Raw genomic sequence first — 21,286 nt, forward strand, 5'->3', positions numbered from 1 at the left:
CATGAACGGTCCGGCAATGAAAAACACTGGTGGAGTTTGAGCCCTCTCGGCAGTATCAAAAATACCAAGGGTTTTGACGCCCTTGGTATTTTTTCTTCAAGAACCTTCAATTCTTCTTCTCTGATCGAAAAACGTATTACTTTTTTGTAATTGGTATCCAAATTTCACTTTTAAAAGATGGTGATGTTACATCCTTATGCTCGTTCCACAGTATTTCTGGGCCTTCTATTTGTTCATAATTTGACGATGGAAACCATTCGGAATAAATGCGTCCCCATACTTCTTGCAGTGTATCCGGAAATGGTCCGATTGATTCGAATACAGCCCATGTTGAGGCAGGAACTTCAAGCCGCGAGAAGTTATCTGGACACTGTTTCGTTGTGGCTGCGCCAATATAGTGATCGAGCTCTCCGTTTTCCTCTGTCCGACCTTCAGAAAAATTCGTGGATGCACTAATGAGTCCTGATGGTGCTACATTAGAAAGCTCTTTTAGTTTATTTATTGCTTTTTCATCTAAACTTTCCCACATAGATGCAATTTCCGGATTAATCCCTTTGAAAATAATAGGAACTCTTTTTTTAATGCCAACGATGCGAAATGCCTCTTTTTCTTCAATACGGTAGTTCATTTCATTTCCTCCTTTAATTGTTAGCTGGAAGGTCATTCGTGGATAAGCTTTAAGGGAATGGCCATTAAGTCTGGCTTTTGATGGGTTTATGCCATGTAAATTTTGGAATGCCCTTGCAAAAGAATCTGGTGAGTTATAACCGTACTTTATTGCAATATCAATCACTTTTACATTGCTGTCTTTCAGTTCAAAAGCTGCAAGAGTAAGACGTCTGCGACGAATATATTCCGATAATGAAATACCTGCAAGGAAGGAAAACATCCTTTTAAAATGATATTCAGAGCAGAAAGCAAGCTTTGCTGCCTCTTGAAAATCAATATCATTAGTGAGGTTTTCTTCAATATACGTTAACGCCCTATTCATACTTTTAAGCAAATCCATTTATTTGGCCTCCTTTAACCAAAAGAATAACAGGAGTGAAATGTATTTATCCGACATTCTGTGCACAGTTTTGCAGGATGACTTATATGAAATAAAGTAAGTGATTCACTTGTATTTGTACAGGTTTTATTGAAGCATGCTGTTCATAAAAAGGCATCAATAAAAGAAAGTTATAATTGTCTTATAAGCAGCACATTCATATAATTGAGTGAAAAAGGATGCGTATCATGCCTATCAATTCTTTTGAAAACTATCCGATGAGCTGGAAGCCATCGATTGATAAAGCTGAAAAGCCTATTTATAAAGCACTTGCAGGGCAATTGGAACAGGATATTATAAACGGAGTTTTATTACCTGGAACAAAACTTCCTCCACAGCGAGAATTGGCCGATTATTTAGATTTAAATGTGAGTACGATTTCAAAAGCATTTAAAGTGTGTGAGCTAAAGGGATTGTTAAGTGCGACTGTAGGGAGCGGCACATTTGTATCGTATGATGCGTTATCGAATTCGTATTTACTTGAGGATACAAAGCCGAAACATTTAATTGAAATGGGAGCAACACTTCCAGATCATGCTTCATATGAGCCCTTGTTACACCAACTAAAAAACATGGTCCAGGAGGAGGATTATGAAAAATGGTTTAGCTATGGCCGGGCAGGTGAAAGCCTTTGGCAAAAAGATGCAGCTGTAAAGCTCATCCAAAGAGGCGGGTTTGAAACAACTGTTGATCACATTTTATTTGCAAATGGGGGACAAAATGCGATTGCTGCGACTTTGGCGAGCCTTTGTAAGCCTGGAGACCGCATCGGTGTTGACCATCATACGTACCCTGGATTAAAAACTGTTGCATCATTGCTTAGTGTGCAAATCGTACCGATAAAATCAGAGAACGATGAAATGAGTCCGGAGTCACTTGAATATGCGTGTAAAAACGAAAATATTAAAGGTTTGTATTTAATCCCGGATTATCATAATCCGACGACTTCCTTTATGTCTGTTGAGAATCGAAGAATGGTTGCAGACATTGCAAAGAAATATAATCTATTTGTTATTGAGGATGCATCGTACCATCTTCTCAACAAAAATCCGCTTCCGGCACTCGCCTCATTCGCACCGCAACAGGTTATTCATATTGCAAGTTTATCAAAATCGTTAGCGCCAGGCCTGCGTTTGGCTTATGTAGCAGTGCCGAGACAATATAAGGAGCCAATATCAAAGGCGCTTTATAATTTAAATATAACCGTTTCCCCGCTATTAGCTGAACTTACTGCACGCACGATTGTATCAAATCAATTTGAAGTCTTAATTGAGAGTCATCGTGAACAAACCATTCGCAGAAATCAAATCGTAAACCGATATTTTGCGGGATATACATGTTTAGGTGTTGAAACAGGCATTTTTCGTTGGTTGATGTTACCGGGTAAAATGACTGGCGCTCAATTTGAAGAGTTGGCTGCTCGACATGGCGTGCAAGTGTATGCGGCTGAACGCTTTGTTGTAGGAAATAGTTGTCCAGAAAGGGCTGTAAGGGTTTCTGTCTGTGCACCAAAAACACTTGAAGAGCTTGAACAAGGTTTAATGATCCTGAGACGTTTGCTAGACGATCTTACCTAATATTGTTCGCCATACAATTATGACATTGTATGGCTTTTTTGTGCGTGTTATGATGATCCACATCTAGAGGGAGGTTTATACAAAATTGGCTTTTAGAAAGGAAGGTCAGATGATGTTAGACAAGGACAGCGTAAAAGCAATAGATGTTCAAACTGCTTCATTACAAAGCTACATCAGTTCACCAGATAAACAAAAATCGTTATACAAGCGTACACTATTCGTTGTGAGTATCTCACAAATTTTTGGCGGTGCGGGGCTGGCGGCAGGAGTGACTGTCGGTGCGCTTATTGCACAACAAATGCTTGGCACTGATGCGTTTGCTGGTCTTCCTTCTGCTTTGTTTACTTTAGGATCAGCAGGATCTGCATTAATTGTTGGAAGACTTTCTCAACGTTATGGCCGTCGAACAGGTCTTTCAGCTGGCTTTATGATTGGAGGACTTGGAGCAATAGGCGTTATTATGGCAGCAATCATAAATAGTATTTTCTTGTTATTTATTTCGTTGCTTATTTACGGTGCAGGTACAGCCACTAATTTACAGGCCCGTTATGCAGGTACAGACTTAGCAAATCATAAGCAGCGAGCGACTGCTGTTAGTATAACCATGGTTTTTACTACATTTGGCGCAGTGGCAGGTCCAAGCTTAGTGAATGTGATGGGGGATTTCGCTCTTTCTATTGGTGTTCCATCACTTGCTGGCCCTTTTATTTTAGCCGCAGCAGCATATATTTTAGCAGGTGTGGTCCTTTTCATTATGCTTCGTCCAGATCCATTAGTTATAGCAAGAACAATAGAAGCGGCAAATGAAGAGCCTGGTGATAAAGGACATTTGGCGGCAGCTGAGCATACAGAAAACAAAAAAGGGATAATCGTTGGGGCAACGGTTATGGTTCTTACCCAAATCGTAATGGTAGCTATTATGACAATGACACCGGTTCATATGAGACATCATGGGCATGACTTGGGTGCAGTCGGTCTTGTTATTGGTTTTCATATAGGTGCTATGTATCTCCCTTCACTGGTTACAGGTGTTCTTGTAGATAGGTTGGGACGTACCGCAATGGCTATTTCCTCTGGAACAACGTTGCTTTTGGCAGGTGTAATAGGAGCATTTGCACCGGGAGATTCTATGGTTCTTCTCGTCATTGCTCTTTCTTTACTCGGATTAGGGTGGAATTTTGGTTTGATAAGCGGGACTGCCCTTATTGTAGATTCAACTGATACTGCCACGCGAGCTAAAACGCAGGGGACGGTAGATGTTCTGATTGCGTTGTCAGGAGCTGCTGGCGGGGCATTATCTGGAATGATTGTGGCAGGTTCAAGTTACCTAGCATTATCATTTACTGGAGGGATTATGTCCTTATTACTCATTCCAGTGGTGGTATGGTCTAGGGCCGATAAAGGGTAGGATTGTTTAATTTACATTAATTTGTTATATTGTTAGATAAAGTTATTTTATCGTCTGATATTCTAACGAACTATAGTTGCTCCATTAAATCTATTATAAAGATTTGACCAGAATTCCTCATAGCTGTGTCACTCACTGCATATTCTTTAATTGAATCACATAAAATGGTTATCGGATTTGAAAAAGGCAGGATTACTTGCTTTAGGTAAAGGAGTCATAACGTTGTTAAAAAGGTTTTCTCTTGTTTTTGTTACACTAATGATGTCTATCGTTGTTGTTTTAGCGGCCGCTAAAGAGTCGCCTGGAGATCATGTCATCTCATTTGATGAACCTATTATCTTGATGATCTCAATTGGAATCGTTGTATTTTTATTTATCCCTCCATTAGTTATGTCCTTTTTTGGCAATTTGGTTGTAAGAATAATATCTGGTGTATACCAATGTTTTATTGTTTTAACTTTTCTGGGGCTCATTCCAATTGGATTTCTTATTCCCAATGGCTTTTTGACAATTCTAGTTTCTATTGCAGGAACTTTAGTCAGTATAGCTAGTGTTGCTGTAACCTTATGCATTGGCAAGAATAAAAAAGATATATAATAATCGAATTGTTATTTTTTCAGATTGTCAGTGAAATAATTATACAAGAAGAGAAGGCTTATGGGCCTTCTCTTTTTATGTTATGGACATGGATATAGCCCATGATATTTTTTGTTGTTGCATCATCCCCACTTTAAGCTTAATCTATTGAATAATAAGAGAAGAAACCTATAGAAGAATAAAATAAATACCGAGATGTCAAAAATAAAACTGGACTTCATTATTGTCAATTCACGTAAATGTATGAGGAACCATTAAGCCTTAATTAAAAAAGCTTGGAAAGAGGGGAATTCCTTCATGACAAACAGCAGAACGAATCCGAAGGTTGATGAGTTTTTAAGTAAAGCGAAAAAGTGGAAGGAAGAATTTGAGAAGTTGAGAACCATCATTCTTGACTGTGAGCTGACTGAAGATTTTAAGTGGATGCATCCTTGTTACACATATCATAATAAAAATATTGTTTTAATACATGGGTTTAAAGAATATTGTGCGCTTCTGTTCCACAAAGGCGCCCTATTACAGGATACCGATGGAATTCTCATTCAACAAACGGAGAATGTACAGGCGGCGCGCCAGGTTCGGTTTACAAATGTTCAGGAAATAAATGAGCTAGAAAACATTTTGAAAGCCTATATTCACGAAGCCATTGAAGTTGAAAAAGCCGGTTTGAAAGTGGAAGTTAACAAAAATATTGAATTGAACATTCCTGAAGAACTTCAAAATAAATTCGATGAAATCCCTGCCTTGAAAACTGCTTTTGAAGCATTGACCCCGGGACGGCAAAGAGCATACACTCTTTATTTTTCTCAAGCCAAACAATCCAAAACCCGAGAATCGAGAGTCGAAAAATATGTGCAAAAAATTCTCGATGGAAAGGGATTAAAGGATTAGGCACGCCAAGGTTCAGGCTAAAGGAATAGCATCATAGCGTAATAAGATACTTTCTATAGAAGAAAAACAAGCATAGTAAGATGCTTGTTTTTTCTTAGGACAACATTCACTTACTGTTGAAATGCTTCTTTTGATTAACATTGTATGCCACTAGACAGTGCTATAAAATATTAATGCAACACCTAGAAATCATACCCATCCAATGAAATAGCTAAATGGTATGGCTCATCACATTTAGAATGCCTAGGAGAACTAATAGAACCGGAAGATTTTTCAGCAAGTTACTACACTTCAAACTTTGTTTTTATATTAATATATCTTATTCCTCTATTAACCATTTTTTACTAGTCAGGTGCAGACAAACGAATACTGATTAATCAATCATCATAATATCAATGAGCCGCTTGATTTTTTCATTGTCACCTGTATCAACATACACTGTTTTTCTGTTTTTTATGATACTCTCAGTCACTTCCCGCATGACGCCTTTTTCTACATCATCAGCGGAATCCCAGCGTAAAGGCACATTATATACATGAATCGTGCCATCCCCATTGCCATGATAAGTGACTGATCCATCCACTAAACGAGAACCAGCTAACTGGGTTACATCTTCTGGATAGCTGGCACTTGTATCATCATTAGGATTAATTGGCTCGCCAGCCGAAATATGTCGAACATTTAATTCATCTATCTCTTGATTAGGTCCAAGTTGAAGCCAAACCCTGGCATATTCAATTTTTTCCGAAGAGTATGCTGCCAATACATTGTCTTCTTTGCTTTTCTCTTCTGCTGAAGAGGTCTCATTTGAAGCTTTTGTTGCGGATTCTTCTGATTCTGTTGTTGGCTCCGATTCATCCTTGCGTATTTTGGTGCTCTCTTCAGTCTCAGTGTGTTTTTCGTCAGTTTGTACAGCAGAAGCTTGATTTGAAGGTTGTTGTGCTTCTTCATCCTTACTGCCCGTACATCCAACAAGCAAAATCATAAGCAGCAGGGCAGTATTGCAATAACATATCTTTCTGCGTTTCTTCATTTTTTCATTCCTCTCTATTAATTCAGGTCAGCTTCATATATAAGTTTATGTATCTAAATATTACCATGGAATAGATAGGATGATATTGAAAACTGTTTAAGAAGAGGAAACGATCTTGAATAGCATCGCGAAAACTTAAGAATTCTTAAGAAGTTTTGCCCCTTTTTCTTCAGGTATTGAATGTAAAGTGGGATATAAATGCAAACAAAAACGAAATGCCTTATCCGCCTCGTGTCATGGCAGAAAAAGTGGGAGATTTATTAGAGAGGATTTGATAATGGCGGCAGGTAAATGGGTGTTGACTTATATGTCTAAGCGGGAGACTCAAGTCTGCTCGAGCGCGTGCAAAATACCAAGGGCCAGCAACCCTTGGTATTTTTATACCTTCATGCATTTTTGAAGTTTACGATAAAGGTCTGCCTTACTTTGCAAATCGCCGTGCAGCTGCAACGCACATGATAACGGCGATATTTACTGCTACGAGTGCCCAGCCCACTTTCTCGTGCAGAATCACTGAGGCAAGCAGCAGTCCAAAAAAAGGCTGGAGAAGCTGGAGCTGCCCAACCGCCGCAATTCCGCCTTGGGCAAGACCTCGATACCAGAATACAAAGCCGATCAGCATGCTGAATAAGGATACATATGCAAGACTGAGCAGTGCGGGAACGCCGATCGCTGACCATGAGTCCGGCGTAAAAAAGAACGACAATGGCAGCATAAGAGGAAGCGACAGAACGAGTGCCCATGAGATCACCTGCCAATTCCCCAGACGCCGTGAAAGCCTGGCCCCTTCTGCATAACCAAGACCGCATACGACAATAGAAGCCAGCATGTACGCGTCGCCAAGCGGGGATGAACCTCCCCCCTGAATGAGGGCGAAACCTGCTACTAACAAGCTGCCAACGGCTGAGAAAATCCAGAAAACGGGGCGGGGGCGTTCACCCCCGCGCAGTACGCCGAAGACCGCCGTTGCAAGCGGAAGAAGTCCAATGAAGACAATGGCGTGTGCGGAAGTGACATGCTGAAGCGCTAAAGCTGTCAGCAACGGGAAACCAATCACTACGCCAAACGCTACCACTAATAATGAAATGAGGTCTCTTTTGGAAGGATGCTGCTGCCGGAAGATGAGAAGGAGACCTCCCGCCAGTACACCAGCTATCGCAGCGCGGCATACGGTGAGGAACAGCGGATCGAAGTCCGACACAGCCAAACGGGTCGCAGGCAGCGAGCCGCTGAAAATGAGTACGCCTATAAAACCATTTATCCAGCCATTTGTTCGTTTGTTCATTACAATCACTCCACATATCTTTCTTGTTCATTGTCTGTATTTTCTTAACAAAACCAGCAGCTAAGGATTACAATGACTATAAACTGGAATTGGCCTTTTATAAACAGCCAGTTTTCATAAAAAAATGCATACCAGTTAGGAGAACAACGCGCAAATGGATATCACGCCTTTTTTGGATAGAAATCTGGATATTCCGCTTTATCAGCAGCTTTATCGATATTTTAAAGAAAACATGCATCGGGGTCGTATTCAAAAAGGAATGAAGCTTCCTTCAAAAAGACTCCTGGCGAATCAGCTTTCCATCAGCCAAACGACTGTAGAGCGTGCCTATGAACAGCTCGCTGCTGAGGGCTATATTGTGAGCAAGCCAAGAAGCGGGTGGTTTGCTGATTATCATGATTCTGATTTTGCTTATGATAGAATGCCAAGCACAACACCCATTCAACAAGAAGCAGAAGAAAATAAACAATCGATTGATTTTCATTATGGGAATGTAGATTCTTCTTACTTCCCTTTTTCCGCATGGCGAAAAAGCATGGTCAATAGCTTAGACCAATATGGACACGAGCTTTATCGGCCGGGACATGTTTTAGGAGAGTTTGAGCTGAGAACACTCATTGCAGAGTACCTGTATCAATCTCGGGGTGTTCATTGCGGCCCTGAACAAGTGATTATAGGTGCCAGAACCTATTCTGCTGCAAATCTTGTGCCAAGTTTTTGAGCCGAATATTTCTATAGGGTATGAGGATCCTGGTTATCCAAGAGCACGCAAAATTTTTGAAGCCAACCGCATGAATATTGTTCCTATACCAGTCGATGATGAAGGAATCTGTATACAGAAGATCAAAGAACAGCAGCCAAACCTTGTATATGTCACACCTTCCCATCAATTTACGCTGGGAACAATCATGACGATAAACAGAAGAATTCAGCTGCTTAAATGGGCGGCCGAAAATCAATCCTTTATCATAGAGGATGATTATGACGGGGAATTTAGGTACACAGGACAGCCGGTTCCTTCTCTGCAAGGGCTTGATCAGCATAACCGTGTCATTTATATGGGCACTTTTTCTAAGTCTCTTTTGCCCTCGCTGCGTATCAGCTATATGATTCTTCCTTCGCCTCTTTTAAAAAAGGGGCATGAAATCACGTCCTTATATAAGCAAACAGTGTCCTGCCACAGTCAGCTAACCCTAGCTGAATTTATAAAAAATGGAGAGTGGCAAAAACACATCAACAGAATGAGAAAACTTTACCGCAAAAAAAGAGCCATTGTATTAGAGGCAGTGCAAAGGGAATTAGGAGAGCATGTCAGAATTCGCGGAGAAAACTCTGGGCTTCGTATCTTACTTGACGTTTATTTGCCATTTGGTGAAAAAGAGTTAATTGAGAAGGCGAAAAAACATGGAGTAAAAATTTATCCTGTTTCTCTTTCTTATCAACATCATCCTCCTACAAAAACGGTCTCGCTCGGGTTTGCAGGAGTTTCTGAATCCGACATAAGAGAAGGCATAAAAAAACTGAAGGCTGCCTGGAAGATATGAGGGAGCTTTCAGTTTAGCAAAACGGCCAAGTGACGACTAAGTGTTGAGAGCTGTTCAATATTTTTTAAGTATATGATGAGTGCCTGCAGTCCAGGCCACGATACGTCTGTTTAGCGACAAACAGAATTTTTTATTTGCTCATCACAGTGCTAAAATAAACAAAATAGACAATTGAAAAAATAGAGGTGTAAGAATGAAGTTAGATGAGTTTACAATTGGCCAGGTCTTCAAAACGAAATCATTAAAAGTATCAAAAGATGATATTATGCGGTTTGCGGGTGAATTTGACCCTCAGTATATGCATGTAGATGAAGAAAAAGCGAATAAAGGCAGATTTAATGGAATTATCGCTTCCGGCATACAAACACTGGCCATATCTTTTAAACTTTGGATTGAAGAAGGTTTCTATGGAGACGATATTATAGCCGGAACAGAGATGAATCATATGACATTCATAAAACCTGTATATCCGGATGATGAATTGTTTACAATTGTTAAGGTTCTTGATAAGCAGCCAAAGAGAAATGAATTGGGAATACTCACAGTATTGCTATCTACTTATAATCAAAAAGAAGTAAAAGTGTTTGAAGGTGAGTTATCTGTATTGATCAAACGATAACTCAGAAAGCCCGCTTTTCGCGGGCTCGATTGAAGCAGATGGGTGAAAGATGTTAGCGAGTTTCCTTTGAAAAATAAGAGGTTAAAACATCATAAACAATAGGCAAAGAAGTAAATCCCTCATCTTCTAGAAAATGACCTCCGTGCTGAACTTCATATAACGCAGCATCAATTTGTTGTGCCAGATCCTTGCTCCATGAAAATGGAACAATTTGGTCACCCTTAGAAGCAATGACAGCACGGTACTTCGCGGACTCGATGATTGTTTGATGATCAAACGATCCCTGTGTAAATTCATCTAGCATCTGTAAAGTGGGCAATGATTTGGCAAAGCCGGAAACAAGTATGATTCCGCCAAGCTGTTTTCGTAATTGAATATGTTCCAAAAATCTCAAAATGGCGGGGCACCCTAAGCTGTGCGCAACCAAATACGTATTTTCATGTAAAGTGTGTTGATAAAAAGAGAGTGTCTCCAGCCAATCCTCAAGTCTTGGCTGGAGCGGATTAGGCATGTTTAAAATGTCTGCTTGGACCCCATCTGCGAGCAGACGTTTTTTCAGCCAAGGGAACCAATGATTTGTTGAGGAGGCTCTGTAGCCATGAATGATATAGACCTGTTTTTTCATTTTTTTTCTCCAAACGAAGTATTTTCATTCAGTATAAAATTCCTCTCATTGGGAAACAAGTACGCACTTTTTTGTAAGTAGCTTTTACTTATGAGGCATTCCTTGTGCCATTCCCCACTTACACATTTCATCTATAAGGGGATACAAAGACAGCCCTCTGTCAGATAACGAATACTCTACCTTCAGAGGGGTTTGAGAAACCTCAGACCGATGAATAAGGCCGTCAGTTTGCAATTCCTTAAGCTGTGCGCTTAACATTTTATGGGTAATGGAGGGCATAGCCCTTTTCAGCTCGCCGTATCTCATCGTTTTTTCACACCCTAACTCATAGAGAATTCTCATTTTCCATTTGCCCCCTATAAGAGACAAGGTGTATTCAAATGGGGCTTGTTTACTGCGGCACAAGCTATTCACTGTAATCAAACCTCCTTTTTTAAGTATCATATCAGAATAAATCAGGATTTTCGGTGTTGAAGTTTGAGGGCGATTCACGATCTAAACTGAAAGGGGCCGCTTGCTCAACAGGTGGCACGGTACATGAATGTTCTAAGTCAAAGAGGGTTACCTTACTGATAATTACTTTATTTAAAAAAACGCATGTTTTTAGCTGAAAATATCTATTATGGTATATTTAAATATAACGAAATATTTGAGAAATGAGGAATGGTATGAATACACCCAAAAAACATAAGAAATTTAAAGCGAAAATGATTTTCCAAATCATCATGGTTATCATTGGAGGAATCATAGCGGCGTATGGACTAGAAACAGTGCTCATTCCAAACAGTGTATCTGATGGAGGGGTAACAGGTCTTAGCATCGTTAGTTCACAGCTATTCAACTTGCCGCTGGGGATTTTGATTGCTGTGATCAACATTCCATTTGTCTGGTTAGGATATAAGCAAATTGGCAAAAGCTTTGCGTTATTATCCATTATCGGAATCGTATCACTCGCCGCAGGTACAAGCTTTTTCCACCACACCCCGGCTATCTTAGAGGGAGATACCCTGTTAATTACCGTTGTTGGCGGGATTATCATTGGTTTCGGAATGGGGTTAGCGCTGCGTAATGGAGGCGCATTAGATGGAATTGATATGCTTGCTGTGCTGTTATCCCGAAAACTGCCGTTTGGTACGAGCGATCTTATTTTATTCTTAAACCTTTTTGTGTTTATTTTTGTTTCCATAGTATTTGGTTTTCAAGGGGCATTGCTTTCAGTCATTGCTTACTACATTGCATCCAAAGTCATTCATGTCGTTGAGGAAGGCTTAAGCGGTTCTAAAACGTTTCAAATTATTACTGCCGAACCTGAATTAATGGTAGAGACCATACGTGATCAATTAGGCCGAAGCGCCACATATAAAGAAGCTTACGGGGGTTTTTCCCACGAGAAATTTAAAGAAATCACATGTGTCATCAACCGTTTAGAAGAAACCAAACTAAAGGAAATTATTAATGATATTGATAAATCCGCCTTTGTCACCGTATATGACGTAGCTGAAGTGAAGGGCAGCAATTTTAGAAATCTTAATCATCATTAAAAAATAGAATGACCTTTTTAACGGTAACTGACATGCCGCCGGTAAATGTAATCAAAAACACTTTTTGAGGGCTTGTGGGTGTCAGCGGTGAAGGTCTGAATCACAGAAATACCAAGGGCGTCAAAACCCTTGGTATTTTTTCTGGTTATTAGATTTTATCTTCGGCTTTACGTGCTGCTTCGAGCTTATCAATCCTGTCTTTATATTTTTCTCCCCAGTCCTTCATGTGCAGGATAACAGGTTCTAATGTTCTTCCAAACTCAGTTAAAGAGTATTCGACTTTTGGAGGGACCTGTTTATAAACCTCGCGGTGAATCACGCCATCCCGTTCCAATTCTCTTAATTGTAGCGTGAGCATACGCTGGGTAATTTTTGGGTATAGTTTTCGAAACTCATTAAACCTCTTTTTACCGTCAATGAGATGATAAAGAAGAATGCCTTTCCACTTACCTCCGATGATATCTAATGTTGTCTCCACCGGACATCCTTCAAAGTCATCAGAAGAATAATCAATGCCGAGTTTACGATTTCTCAAGCTGTTCACTCCTAATAGTATACTTTTTGATACTATATACATTCAATGTGCGTACTTTTTGTATTTTAATATACATCATATAATGATGTCACATCAAAGGAATGAAAGGAATGGATCATATGAAAACACTCGTACTCGTTGTACATCCGAATATAGAATCCTCTCGTATCAATAAAAAGTGGAAAGAAGCCGTTTTAAGTGAACCAGATGTAACTGTCCATGATCTTTATGAAAAATATCGCGATCAACCAATTGATTTGGAATTTGAACAACAGCAGCTCCTCGCCCATGACCGTATTGTTTTTCAGTTTCCGTTATACTGGTACAGCAGTCCTCCGCTTTTAAAACAGTGGTTTGATGAAGTGTTTACGTTTGGCTGGGCTCATGGTCCCGGCGGAAATAAATTGAAGGGGAAAGAGTGGGTAACTGCCATGTCCATCGGTTCACCTGAACACTCTTATCAAGCCGGTGGATATAACTTGTTTTCGATAAGCGAGCTGACAAAACCGTTCCAAGCATCTGCCCATTTAGTAGGCATGACCTATCTGCCTTCCTTTGCCGAATATCGCGCCAATACAATCAGTGACCAAGAAATTGCCGAAAGTGCGAGTCGGTATGTAAAGCATATTACAAATATAGAATTAAACCCGAAGGTTCGCCTGCAAAGATATTTGAAACAGCTGGAGGGTGTCGATTTAACATAAAGATTGATTTTGGAAAATCCTGTACTCACCAAGCAGGATTTTTTCTTGTTCAGCAGAGGGATTTTAACATATGGCGAAAAAAGAAGAAGCCACCAAAAATAAGCTATTTGCTTGGTCCTGACTGCTTATTTTTGGTGAATGATTTATTTCTCTGTGATGAAATAAAGCAAAGCGATGACCGGAAAAGCGATTCCAATCCATAATGCTGTACCCCATCCGCCTGAGGCATATGCCCATCCTCCAATTGATGACCCTATCGCACCGCCTAGAAAGAAGATCGCCATGAATAATCCGTTTAATCGACTGCGAATTTCAGGCGCCAACGAAAAAATGGCACGTTGACTGAGCACAAGGTTTGCAGATACACCCATATCTAACAGAATAGCTGCTGCCACTAGAACTGTTATACCGACGGGGGAGCTGCTCTGAATCATGAGCGGCAGTAATAAAGAGACAACGACTACACCGAGAGCGATTCCAGTGGCAAGCCTGGTTAAGCCTCGATCAGCCAGCCGGCCGCCTATTGGTGCAGCGACTGCACCCGCAATGCCCACCAATGCGTAGAGTGCTATTGCCTTCTGAGAAAAATGAAAACCAGGACCGGACAATAATAAAGGAACGGTAGTCCAGAACAAGCTGAAAGCTCCAAATACAAACGCATGATAGATGGCACGGCGGCGTAAGACTGGAGTCGTGCGCAGCAGCTTCCACATTGAACCGAGTAAGGCAGTATAGTTTGTATTTGCTGTTGGTTTTCTGGCAGGAAGCACTTTTGATAATACGATGGCCAGGATAACACTTACCACGGCGGACAAAGCGAATATTGCATTCCACCCCCAGATATCAGCGACTAGACTAGATATCGGACGGGAAAGCATAATACCGAGTAATAAGCCGCTCATGACATTGCCGACAACCCGGCCGCGTGCAGCGTCTGATGCAAGGTATGATGCAAATGGAACAAGCACTTGGGCTGCGATTGACCCCAATCCGACGAAAAACGCAGCTGCTAAAAACAGTGTTCCATGCTTCACAAATGCTGTTAGTGTCAAAGCCGCTGCGCTTAGAAGGAGCGATACAACAATAAGTTTTTTGTTTTCGATGATATCTCCTAAAGGGACAAGAAATAGTAAGCCGGCAACGTATCCGATTTGGGTGAGTGTAACAATCAATCCAGCACTGCTTGGAGAAAGTCCAATTGCCTTACTAATTAATCCGACCAAGGGTTGTGCATAGTAAAGATTAGCAACAATGATACCGCATGCAGTTGCGAGAAGAAGGGTTAAACTGGGTGAAATCCTCTGACCTGCTTGTTTGTTACTATTAGCCATAAGAATGAACTCCTTTTTAAGTGGTTTTTTGAGTGTAATCATGACTTCTCAACACAAGTGATTTTGTAAACTGAACGTTCAGTTTTGTTGATTAATGAAAATAGTATACTAAACGTTCAGTTTTGTAAATGGATTTCTGTTTTCTTTTTTATTCAGGTTAAGTATACTGAACGTATAGTTTTGTATTTCGGGAAGGAATGATTCATGTGCAGAGTAAACGAGGGCGGCCGCGTGATGAAGGAACGCATAAGGCGATTCTTTCTGCAGCCTATGGCCTATTGTTGGAAAAAGGCTTCGATGCGGTGACAGTCGATAAAATTGCAGAGCGTGCGAAAGTGAGTAAAGCAACGATTTATAAATGGTGGTCTAACAAAGCTGCCGTTATCATGGACAGCTTTCTTTCGACCGCGACGGACAGGCTGCCTGTGCCTGATACAGGGTCGTCAGTACAAGATATAGTAACCCACGCCACGAATTTAGCTAGGTTTTTAACAAGCCGGGAAGGAACCGTTATTAAGGAATTAATAGGTGCAGGGCAGTTGGATGAAAAATTGGCAGAAGAATATCGCACGCGATTTTTCCAGCCTCGCCGCCTCCAAGCGAAAGGCCTTCTAGAAAAGGGAATTCAGAAAGGTGAATTGAGAGAGAATCTTGATATTGAAGTAAGCATAGATCTCATTTACGGACCAATTTTCTACCGTCTGCTTATAACAGGGGATGAGGTGAATGATTCCTATGTGCATGATTTGGTGATGAATGCGTTTAAGGGAGTTCAAGCTACCTCTGCTACAGAGAGTATGTAGCTGATAAGAACTGCAAAAGCTACGGATTATATGGCAAATTGGTTCCATCGTACAGTGAAATATAAGATTTTTGTTGCTGAACGGAATCATCGAGGGAACTCTTATCGGATGTCGAAAAAGAAGTCATTCAATCGTGAATACATAACATCATATTATTACATTCCTTTTCATCGATTGGTACAAGGGTTCTATACTTCAATGGAATATCGCAAAGTTGGAGTATTTAAAGAACAGGGGAAAATCGATGGCCATTATGTAGGTGTCATGGCAATGGAAAAAATACTTGCAATGTAAACAGGCCTCTAAAGAGACCTGTTTTTTAATATCCAAAAGATTGTCTATTTTCATCTTGGGCTCTATGACCACTCCCATAACTGAAATAGTCTAATATTTATACCAGACTGGATTATGATTGAAAACACCCGGAATCCCATAATAAACTTGATTAAAATAGAAACGCATTCTTTAAAAATGGAGCAGCTTCGACAATGGATAAAGGCAAATAAGGCAGAGTTCTCATAAAGAGATTGATATTCATTGAATCAAAAATATTTGATATTCCAAATATAAGGGATTGTTTATATAAATAAAAGTTTATATAATGACGGGGGCGCTAAGGAAACGCGGGGAGCGACTCAGGTTTTCGTTTCGAAGTTTTGATTCTTAAGAGCGCTACATATGGAAACGTAAAGGGGAATGTATAATCATTTGGCGTGTATATAACGATTTGCTTATATATTGATTTGGGAAGGAGGAGCCATATGACGATTGATGTTGCGGCGATGACTCGCTGTTTAAAAACACTTAGTGATCAAACTAGGCTTATAATGATGAGATTATTTCTTGAAAAAGAATATTGTGTCTGTCAATTGGTTGATATGTTCGAAATGAGCCAGCCCGCCATAAGCCAGCATTTGCGGAAATTAAAAGACGCAGGTTTTGTGAATGAGGACAGAAGAGGCCAATGGCGTTATTATTCAATAAATGGTTCCTGTCCTGAGTTTGATACATTGCAATTGATCTTACATCAAATCGATCAGGAGGATGAATTGTTAAACCATATCAAACAAAAGAAAACTCAAGCGTGTTGCCAGTAAGGAGGCATTAGATTGACATCAATGATTTTGGCAGTATTCATCTTTTTATTAACTCTAGTATTGGTCATATGGCAGCCGAAAAATTTATCTATAGGGTGGTCAGCCTGTGGAGGCGCAGTTTTAGCTCTAATAGCAGGTGTTGTCAATTTTCATGATGTGTTAACTGTGACAGGGATTGTTTGGAATGCGACCTTGGCTTTTGTGGCCATCATACTGATATCGTTAATTCTTGATAATATCGGTTTCTTTGAATGGGCAGCGCTTCATATGGCGAAGGCTGCAAAAGGAAACGGTGTGCGGATGTTCGTTTATGTATCTCTATTAGGAGCTATCGTCGCCGCGTTATTTGCAAATGACGGTGCAGCTCTTATATTGACACCAATCGTATTAGCGATGGTCAGAGCATTACATTTTAATGAAAAATTAGTTTTTCCTTTTATCATTGCCAGCGGATTTATTGCGGATACCACTTCGCTTCCTTTAGTAGTAAGCAATTTGGTCAACATTGTTTCAGCGGACTATTTTCATATTACGTTTATTGATTATGCATCCAGAATGGTTGTCCCGTACCTGTTTTCGCTGCTGGCGAGCATCATTGTACTTTACCTTTTCTTTAGAAAAAGCATACCAAAACGCTATGATCTGACTGAGGTTAAAAAACCTGTTGAAGCAATTAAAGATCAAAACATGTTCAGACTGTCATGGTATATCTTAGGGCTGCTGTTAATTGGATATTTTGCAAGTGAATTTTTTTCTATCCCTGTATCAGTGGTAGCGGGTAGCATTGCGGTCATTTTCTTAATCGCTGCGCAAAAGAGTCCGGCCGTCCATACAAAGAAAGTGGTGAAAGAGGCGCCATGGGCTATCGTATTCTTTTCAATTGGCATGTATGTTGTTGTGTATGGTGTCCGAAATGCCGGATTGACAGATGTCCTTTCAGATGTGATTCAAGCCATGGCTGATCAAGGATTGTTTGCAGGTACGATTGGAATGGGCTTTATCGCGGCAATTCTTTCTTCCGTTATGAATAACCTGCCGACTGTTATGATTGACGCATTGGCTATTGCCGGTACAGATACACATGGGATGATGAGAGAAGCGCTTATTTATGCAAATGTGATCGGTTCAGATTTAGGACCTAAAATAACACCGATTGGTTCCTTGGCGACATTATTATGGCTTCATGTCCTTTCGCACAAAGGTATGAAAATTTCCTGGGGCACGTATTTTAAAACAGGAATTATCCTCACGATACCCACTTTATTGATCACACTTGTCGGCCTGTATATTTGGCTGCTGATAATCCATTCTTGTTTCTAAAAGGACAAGGTCACTATATCAAGGAAAACAATGCACTGGTAACTCTTGCCGCAGCCAAATGGCTGAAGGGTGGGGGAGAAAATACCTTGGGGACAAGTGGAATGTGTACAGCGCAGGAATCGAAGCTCATGGATGACATTGAGTGCTGTCAAAGCAATGAAAGAAGCAGGGATTGATATTTCAAATCAAACATCGGATAAATTTGATGATCCGGCAAAAGCACACGGAACAGAAGAAGTGTTTCCAAAGGGGCCGTGATGAAATTGGTGACCGTTTAAAACAGTTTGCTGTAACTGGGGAATAAAGAATCGATATACTCAGCGTTTCCTTGGGTTATATAATGCAATGTGTTGTTCAACAGGTGTCTGCGAGCTGAGTGCAGACACCTGTTTTTATTTGTCTGAGATCCGTAACAGGGAAGTTATTTAGCTGTTACAGAGGAAAATTAATTTGTGAACAGAATCATGAAGGAGACGGTGTTTTAAAGGAGTTGTCTGTTTTGCAGGAATTAACAAAAGAAAAATACAGTAGCTTAAAAACAATGATTGATGACAAATATTGTCCAACATTTGTCTATTCAATATTAGACCAAACCATTCCGGGAGCTGTTTATGCAGATGATCAAACCTTTCCTAAATCGTTTTTTATAGGAACTGAATCAGGCATTTATTTTATTGCGGGAGACCAAGGGAATCGGGATTTTCATGATTTCATTGCAGGATATTATGAAGAACAAGTGAAATCATCAAAACGATTTACCTTGTTTTCTTCCAGTGATACATGGGATAGCGTACTGAAACCCTTACTGAAAGATGACTTGAACCAAATGAGAAGAGCTGCATTTTCTTATCAACCAAAATCTTTCAAAAAGACTTTGCAACTGCCAAAGGGTCTTGTATTGAGAAGAATAGACGATGACATCATTTCACACAGCACAGCGTTTAACAGCGCGTATTATGAGGAGTATTGGGATTCTGTCTCACAGTTTGCTTCAAAAGGTTTTGGATTTGCCGTATTACATGGCAATCATGTAGTAAGTGAGTGTACTTCTATATTTTTAGGGCATAATCGAGCGGAAGTGGATATCTATACACTTGAGGAATATAGAGGACTGGGGTTAGCTTATTGCGTAGCAAATAGGTTTATAGCGTTTTGTATGGAAAATGGGATTGTTCCTAGCTGGGATTGTGATATCTGCAACAATTCGTCCATTGCATTAGCAGCTAAACTAGGGTTTAAGAAAATAATCGAATACTCTCTTTTTTATTCCGGGAAATCATAAAAAAGAGAAGAGGCAAGAACTCTTCTCTTTACATGAGTAAGCGGTTGGTGAATACCGGTTTTTATTTTATTAAGAATCTAGATTTAATTGCTGGCGAAGTTTCTTCGATAAGTCCTTTCTCGTTTCATCAGTTACAACATGATACCATAAGTGATCTATCTTTTTATCCTCACCTTTTATTTCGATCTGTTTGACATGTTGAACGGCTTCTTTATAAGAGCGTTGAATATCAATCATTTTATCAAGTGTTAAGTTTGTTTGTATATTTTTTTCTAAGGCAGCCAAAATTCCTTGATAGTTTTTTAAAGATTTTAATTGTGCTCCTTCGTGAATAATTTGGTTAATGATTTCTCGCTGCCGCTGCTGCCGCCCAAAATCACCGCGAGGATCTTCTTTTCTCATCCGTGCGTATTTAAGGGCAACCTTTCCATCCAGGTGCTGTTCCCCTTTTGGTATATGCACCCCTTCAAGGGTAAAAGGGAAATCATTATTCACTGTGATTCCGCCAATCTCATCTACAATATCTTTAAACCCTTCCATATTGACTTTGATATAATAATTGATTGGAATGTTTAAAAATTGTTCAACGGTTTGAACGGCACCTTCAATACCCTCATAAGTATATGCTGCGTTCATTTTAATATTGGTATTCTTTGATCGCATAAATACTCTGGTATCACGCGGTATACTTACCATCGTCGATGTTTTCGTCTCTGGATTTAAAGTCAGTACGATCATCGAATCCGGTCGTCCTTTATCACCGGGGCGCTCATCTACTCCCAGCAAAAGAATCGATATAGGATCATGTCCAAGACTAGCATCTTGTTGCTTAGAATCTCTTTGCAGAGGTTCATACATATGGTTGACCGATTTTGCTACGTTTCGGTAAATGCTATAGCAGGTCAGGCTTCCAATGGTTAACAAGAGGGCTAGAACAAACAATAAAATACTCTGCATTTTCAGTTTCCTTCTCCCAATTTTCACTATCAAATTCCTTCCTGATCAAGTTGAAATATTTATATGTTGTACTGGTTCTTAACGGTTCTCTAATAAATAATTCTTTTATCTCCGTGATATTTTGTAGTTCATATAAGATACTTTAAATTTATACTTCAATTGAATCTGAATTGTACCGGTTTGATTGAATCATGAATTGCTTTCATTTCGTATCCACTTTCCCGGAAATATTTTAATAATTGTTCCAAATAGGCCGCGGTAGTTGGCTTTTCATGCATTAATACAATAAGCGGCTCTTTTCCTTCAAGGGTTTTGACTTGCTGAATGACACTCTTAACAAACTCTCCATGAGTGTACTTCCAGTCCTCTGAGTCAACTGTCCAATCCCACAGGTTAAAATGATCACGCTCCACAACATCTCTAAAAGGGCCAGTAATGTAAGGCTTTGACCCGTAAGGTGCTCTTATTAAATGCGTGTTGACTTTGGTTGTTTCTTTAATGTAGTCCAATGTATCGTTCATTTCTGCAGCAAAGCTTTCAGGGGATTTATAGATTTCGGAAACCTGGTGCGTCACGCCGTGAGACCCAACAGAATGACCGTTTTCCGCCATTTTTCTCACAATATTAGGATTTCGCTCGATATTTGGTTTTAACATAAAAAACGTTCCCTTTGCATTGTATTTATGAAGCAAATCCATAATTTTCTCTGAAGCAGCAGGGTTTGGTCCGTCATCAAATGTTAAATAAACGACCTTCCCGATTTCAGCAGGTTTTTTTTGTTCTTTTTTCTGTGCTGAATTTTTGTGTGTTTCTATATGCGCCTGCTCAGAAGCGTTTGTACTTTCTTTTATTGGTTCCTGCTTTGGGCCGGCAAGTGCCTTCCAGGAAATGCATAGTAACGTTACACCTAGAATAATCAATATCCCAAAACCTATTTTTCCTATTTGATTCAACTTACGATCCCTTCTTGGTGAATTTGACACTTTTTCCAACTCCTCAATTGTAGATATCAAAACTAGTTTTCTCGCGAACGAGTCACATAAATTAGAAGGACCAATGAAACTTTGGAGACAAAGCCCGGTAAAAATG

The 21,286-nt window shown here is 40.0% G+C and carries 20 protein-coding genes and 2 pseudogenes; 13 read left to right on the top strand and 9 right to left on the bottom strand.

The window, feature by feature from the left end; all coding sequences use genetic code 11:
- Window positions 1-136: 136 nt before the first annotated feature.
- Window positions 137-1,009, bottom strand: coding sequence for an AraC family transcriptional regulator (locus tag AC0OMA_RS03020; RefSeq protein WP_100506825.1), 873 nt, complete (start codon window positions 1,007-1,009; stop codon window positions 137-139).
- A gap of 227 nt (window positions 1,010-1,236) precedes the next feature.
- On the opposite strand from AC0OMA_RS03020, the gene AC0OMA_RS03025 reads away from it, so the two are divergent.
- The 4 genes from AC0OMA_RS03025 to AC0OMA_RS03040 all read left to right on the top strand — a co-directional run bounded on the left by AC0OMA_RS03025 (window position 1,237) and on the right by AC0OMA_RS03040 (window position 5,521).
- Window positions 1,237-2,625 (top strand): aminotransferase-like domain-containing protein, encoded by a 1,389-nt coding sequence (locus AC0OMA_RS03025; RefSeq protein WP_322840198.1) that lies wholly within the window; start codon window positions 1,237-1,239, stop codon window positions 2,623-2,625.
- Window positions 2,626-2,734: 109 nt separating this feature from the next.
- Entirely contained in the window at window positions 2,735-4,033 is a 1,299-nt protein-coding gene (locus AC0OMA_RS03030; protein WP_474222417.1) for an MFS transporter, read from the top strand.
- Between the two features lie 222 nt (window positions 4,034-4,255).
- Window positions 4,256-4,630 carry a hypothetical protein gene (locus tag AC0OMA_RS03035; RefSeq protein ID WP_187954698.1) on the top strand — a complete coding sequence of 125 codons (375 nt, stop codon included), beginning with the start codon at window positions 4,256-4,258 and terminating at the stop codon, window positions 4,628-4,630.
- Between the two features lie 297 nt (window positions 4,631-4,927).
- Entirely contained in the window at window positions 4,928-5,521 is a 594-nt protein-coding gene (locus tag AC0OMA_RS03040) for a YdeI/OmpD-associated family protein (protein ID WP_015382851.1), read from the top strand.
- 373 nt (window positions 5,522-5,894) lie between these two features.
- On the opposite strand, the gene AC0OMA_RS03045 is transcribed toward AC0OMA_RS03040, so the two are convergent.
- Both AC0OMA_RS03045 and AC0OMA_RS03050 read right to left on the bottom strand, forming a co-directional pair.
- Entirely contained in the window at window positions 5,895-6,554 is a 660-nt protein-coding gene (locus AC0OMA_RS03045; RefSeq protein WP_474221890.1) for a hypothetical protein, read from the bottom strand.
- 421 nt (window positions 6,555-6,975) lie between these two features.
- The gene (locus AC0OMA_RS03050; RefSeq protein ID WP_032727148.1) at window positions 6,976-7,839 is read right to left on the bottom strand and encodes a DMT family transporter; all 864 of its coding nucleotides are present in this window, start codon (window positions 7,837-7,839) and stop codon (window positions 6,976-6,978) included.
- Window positions 7,840-7,993: 154 nt separating this feature from the next.
- On the opposite strand from AC0OMA_RS03050, the pseudogene pdxR reads away from it, so the two are divergent.
- Window positions 7,994-9,383, top strand: a pseudogene (gene pdxR, locus AC0OMA_RS03055) (MocR-like pyridoxine biosynthesis transcription factor PdxR).
- A 193-nt stretch (window positions 9,384-9,576) separates the two neighbouring features.
- Complete coding sequence (locus tag AC0OMA_RS03060) at window positions 9,577-10,002, top strand: MaoC family dehydratase (protein ID WP_021481670.1); 426 nt, start codon at window positions 9,577-9,579, stop codon at window positions 10,000-10,002.
- A gap of 52 nt (window positions 10,003-10,054) precedes the next feature.
- On the opposite strand, the gene AC0OMA_RS03065 is transcribed toward AC0OMA_RS03060, so the two are convergent.
- Both AC0OMA_RS03065 and AC0OMA_RS03070 read right to left on the bottom strand, forming a co-directional pair.
- Entirely contained in the window at window positions 10,055-10,627 is a 573-nt protein-coding gene (locus tag AC0OMA_RS03065; protein WP_474221891.1) for an alpha/beta hydrolase, read from the bottom strand.
- Between the two features lie 84 nt (window positions 10,628-10,711).
- The gene (locus AC0OMA_RS03070) at window positions 10,712-11,041 is read right to left on the bottom strand and encodes a winged helix-turn-helix transcriptional regulator (RefSeq protein ID WP_181218320.1); all 330 of its coding nucleotides are present in this window, start codon (window positions 11,039-11,041) and stop codon (window positions 10,712-10,714) included.
- Between the two features lie 254 nt (window positions 11,042-11,295).
- Between AC0OMA_RS03070 and AC0OMA_RS03075 the strand changes: the two genes are divergently transcribed.
- The gene (locus AC0OMA_RS03075) at window positions 11,296-12,168 is read left to right on the top strand and encodes a YitT family protein (protein WP_015482848.1); all 873 of its coding nucleotides are present in this window, start codon (window positions 11,296-11,298) and stop codon (window positions 12,166-12,168) included.
- Between the two features lie 148 nt (window positions 12,169-12,316).
- Here AC0OMA_RS03075 and AC0OMA_RS03080 read toward each other — a convergent pair whose 3' ends face one another.
- Window positions 12,317-12,703 carry a winged helix-turn-helix transcriptional regulator gene (locus AC0OMA_RS03080; protein WP_003242640.1) on the bottom strand — a complete coding sequence of 129 codons (387 nt, stop codon included), beginning with the start codon at window positions 12,701-12,703 and terminating at the stop codon, window positions 12,317-12,319.
- A gap of 110 nt (window positions 12,704-12,813) precedes the next feature.
- On the opposite strand from AC0OMA_RS03080, the gene AC0OMA_RS03085 reads away from it, so the two are divergent.
- A complete protein-coding gene (locus tag AC0OMA_RS03085; RefSeq protein WP_181218322.1) occupies window positions 12,814-13,407 on the top strand; it encodes an NAD(P)H-dependent oxidoreductase in 594 nt (197 codons plus the stop codon).
- Between the two features lie 143 nt (window positions 13,408-13,550).
- Here AC0OMA_RS03085 and AC0OMA_RS03090 read toward each other — a convergent pair whose 3' ends face one another.
- Window positions 13,551-14,738 (bottom strand): MFS transporter, encoded by a 1,188-nt coding sequence (locus tag AC0OMA_RS03090; protein ID WP_047182146.1) that lies wholly within the window; start codon window positions 14,736-14,738, stop codon window positions 13,551-13,553.
- A gap of 206 nt (window positions 14,739-14,944) precedes the next feature.
- Here AC0OMA_RS03090 and AC0OMA_RS03095 point away from each other — a divergent pair, with 206 nt between their 5' ends.
- From AC0OMA_RS03095 to AC0OMA_RS03115, 5 genes and pseudogenes are all read left to right on the top strand, one after another.
- On the top strand, window positions 14,945-15,541 hold the full coding sequence (locus AC0OMA_RS03095) for a TetR/AcrR family transcriptional regulator (RefSeq protein WP_020425115.1): 597 nt from the start codon (window positions 14,945-14,947) through the stop codon (window positions 15,539-15,541).
- A 761-nt stretch (window positions 15,542-16,302) separates the two neighbouring features.
- The gene (gene aseR, locus AC0OMA_RS03100) at window positions 16,303-16,638 is read left to right on the top strand and encodes a metal-responsive transcriptional regulator AseR (RefSeq protein WP_181218324.1); all 336 of its coding nucleotides are present in this window, start codon (window positions 16,303-16,305) and stop codon (window positions 16,636-16,638) included.
- A gap of 12 nt (window positions 16,639-16,650) precedes the next feature.
- On the top strand, window positions 16,651-17,958 hold the full coding sequence (locus AC0OMA_RS03105) for an arsenical efflux pump membrane protein ArsB (RefSeq protein ID WP_063336120.1): 1,308 nt from the start codon (window positions 16,651-16,653) through the stop codon (window positions 17,956-17,958).
- Window positions 17,945-18,262, top strand: a pseudogene (locus tag AC0OMA_RS03110) (arsenate reductase/protein-tyrosine-phosphatase family protein). Before AC0OMA_RS03105 ends, AC0OMA_RS03110 begins: the two are co-directional and overlap by 14 nt.
- Window positions 18,263-18,448: 186 nt before the next feature.
- Window positions 18,449-19,240 carry a GNAT family N-acetyltransferase gene (locus AC0OMA_RS03115; protein ID WP_474222418.1) on the top strand — a complete coding sequence of 264 codons (792 nt, stop codon included), beginning with the start codon at window positions 18,449-18,451 and terminating at the stop codon, window positions 19,238-19,240.
- A gap of 69 nt (window positions 19,241-19,309) precedes the next feature.
- Here AC0OMA_RS03115 and AC0OMA_RS03120 read toward each other — a convergent pair whose 3' ends face one another.
- Both AC0OMA_RS03120 and AC0OMA_RS03125 read right to left on the bottom strand, forming a co-directional pair.
- Window positions 19,310-20,197 carry an LCP family glycopolymer transferase gene (locus AC0OMA_RS03120; RefSeq protein ID WP_474221894.1) on the bottom strand — a complete coding sequence of 296 codons (888 nt, stop codon included), beginning with the start codon at window positions 20,195-20,197 and terminating at the stop codon, window positions 19,310-19,312.
- A gap of 155 nt (window positions 20,198-20,352) precedes the next feature.
- Entirely contained in the window at window positions 20,353-21,180 is an 828-nt protein-coding gene (locus AC0OMA_RS03125; RefSeq protein ID WP_031315635.1) for a polysaccharide deacetylase family protein, read from the bottom strand.
- Window positions 21,181-21,286: the final 106 nt, after the last annotated feature.

The organism is Bacillus sp. AMCV2 (assembly GCF_056033925.1).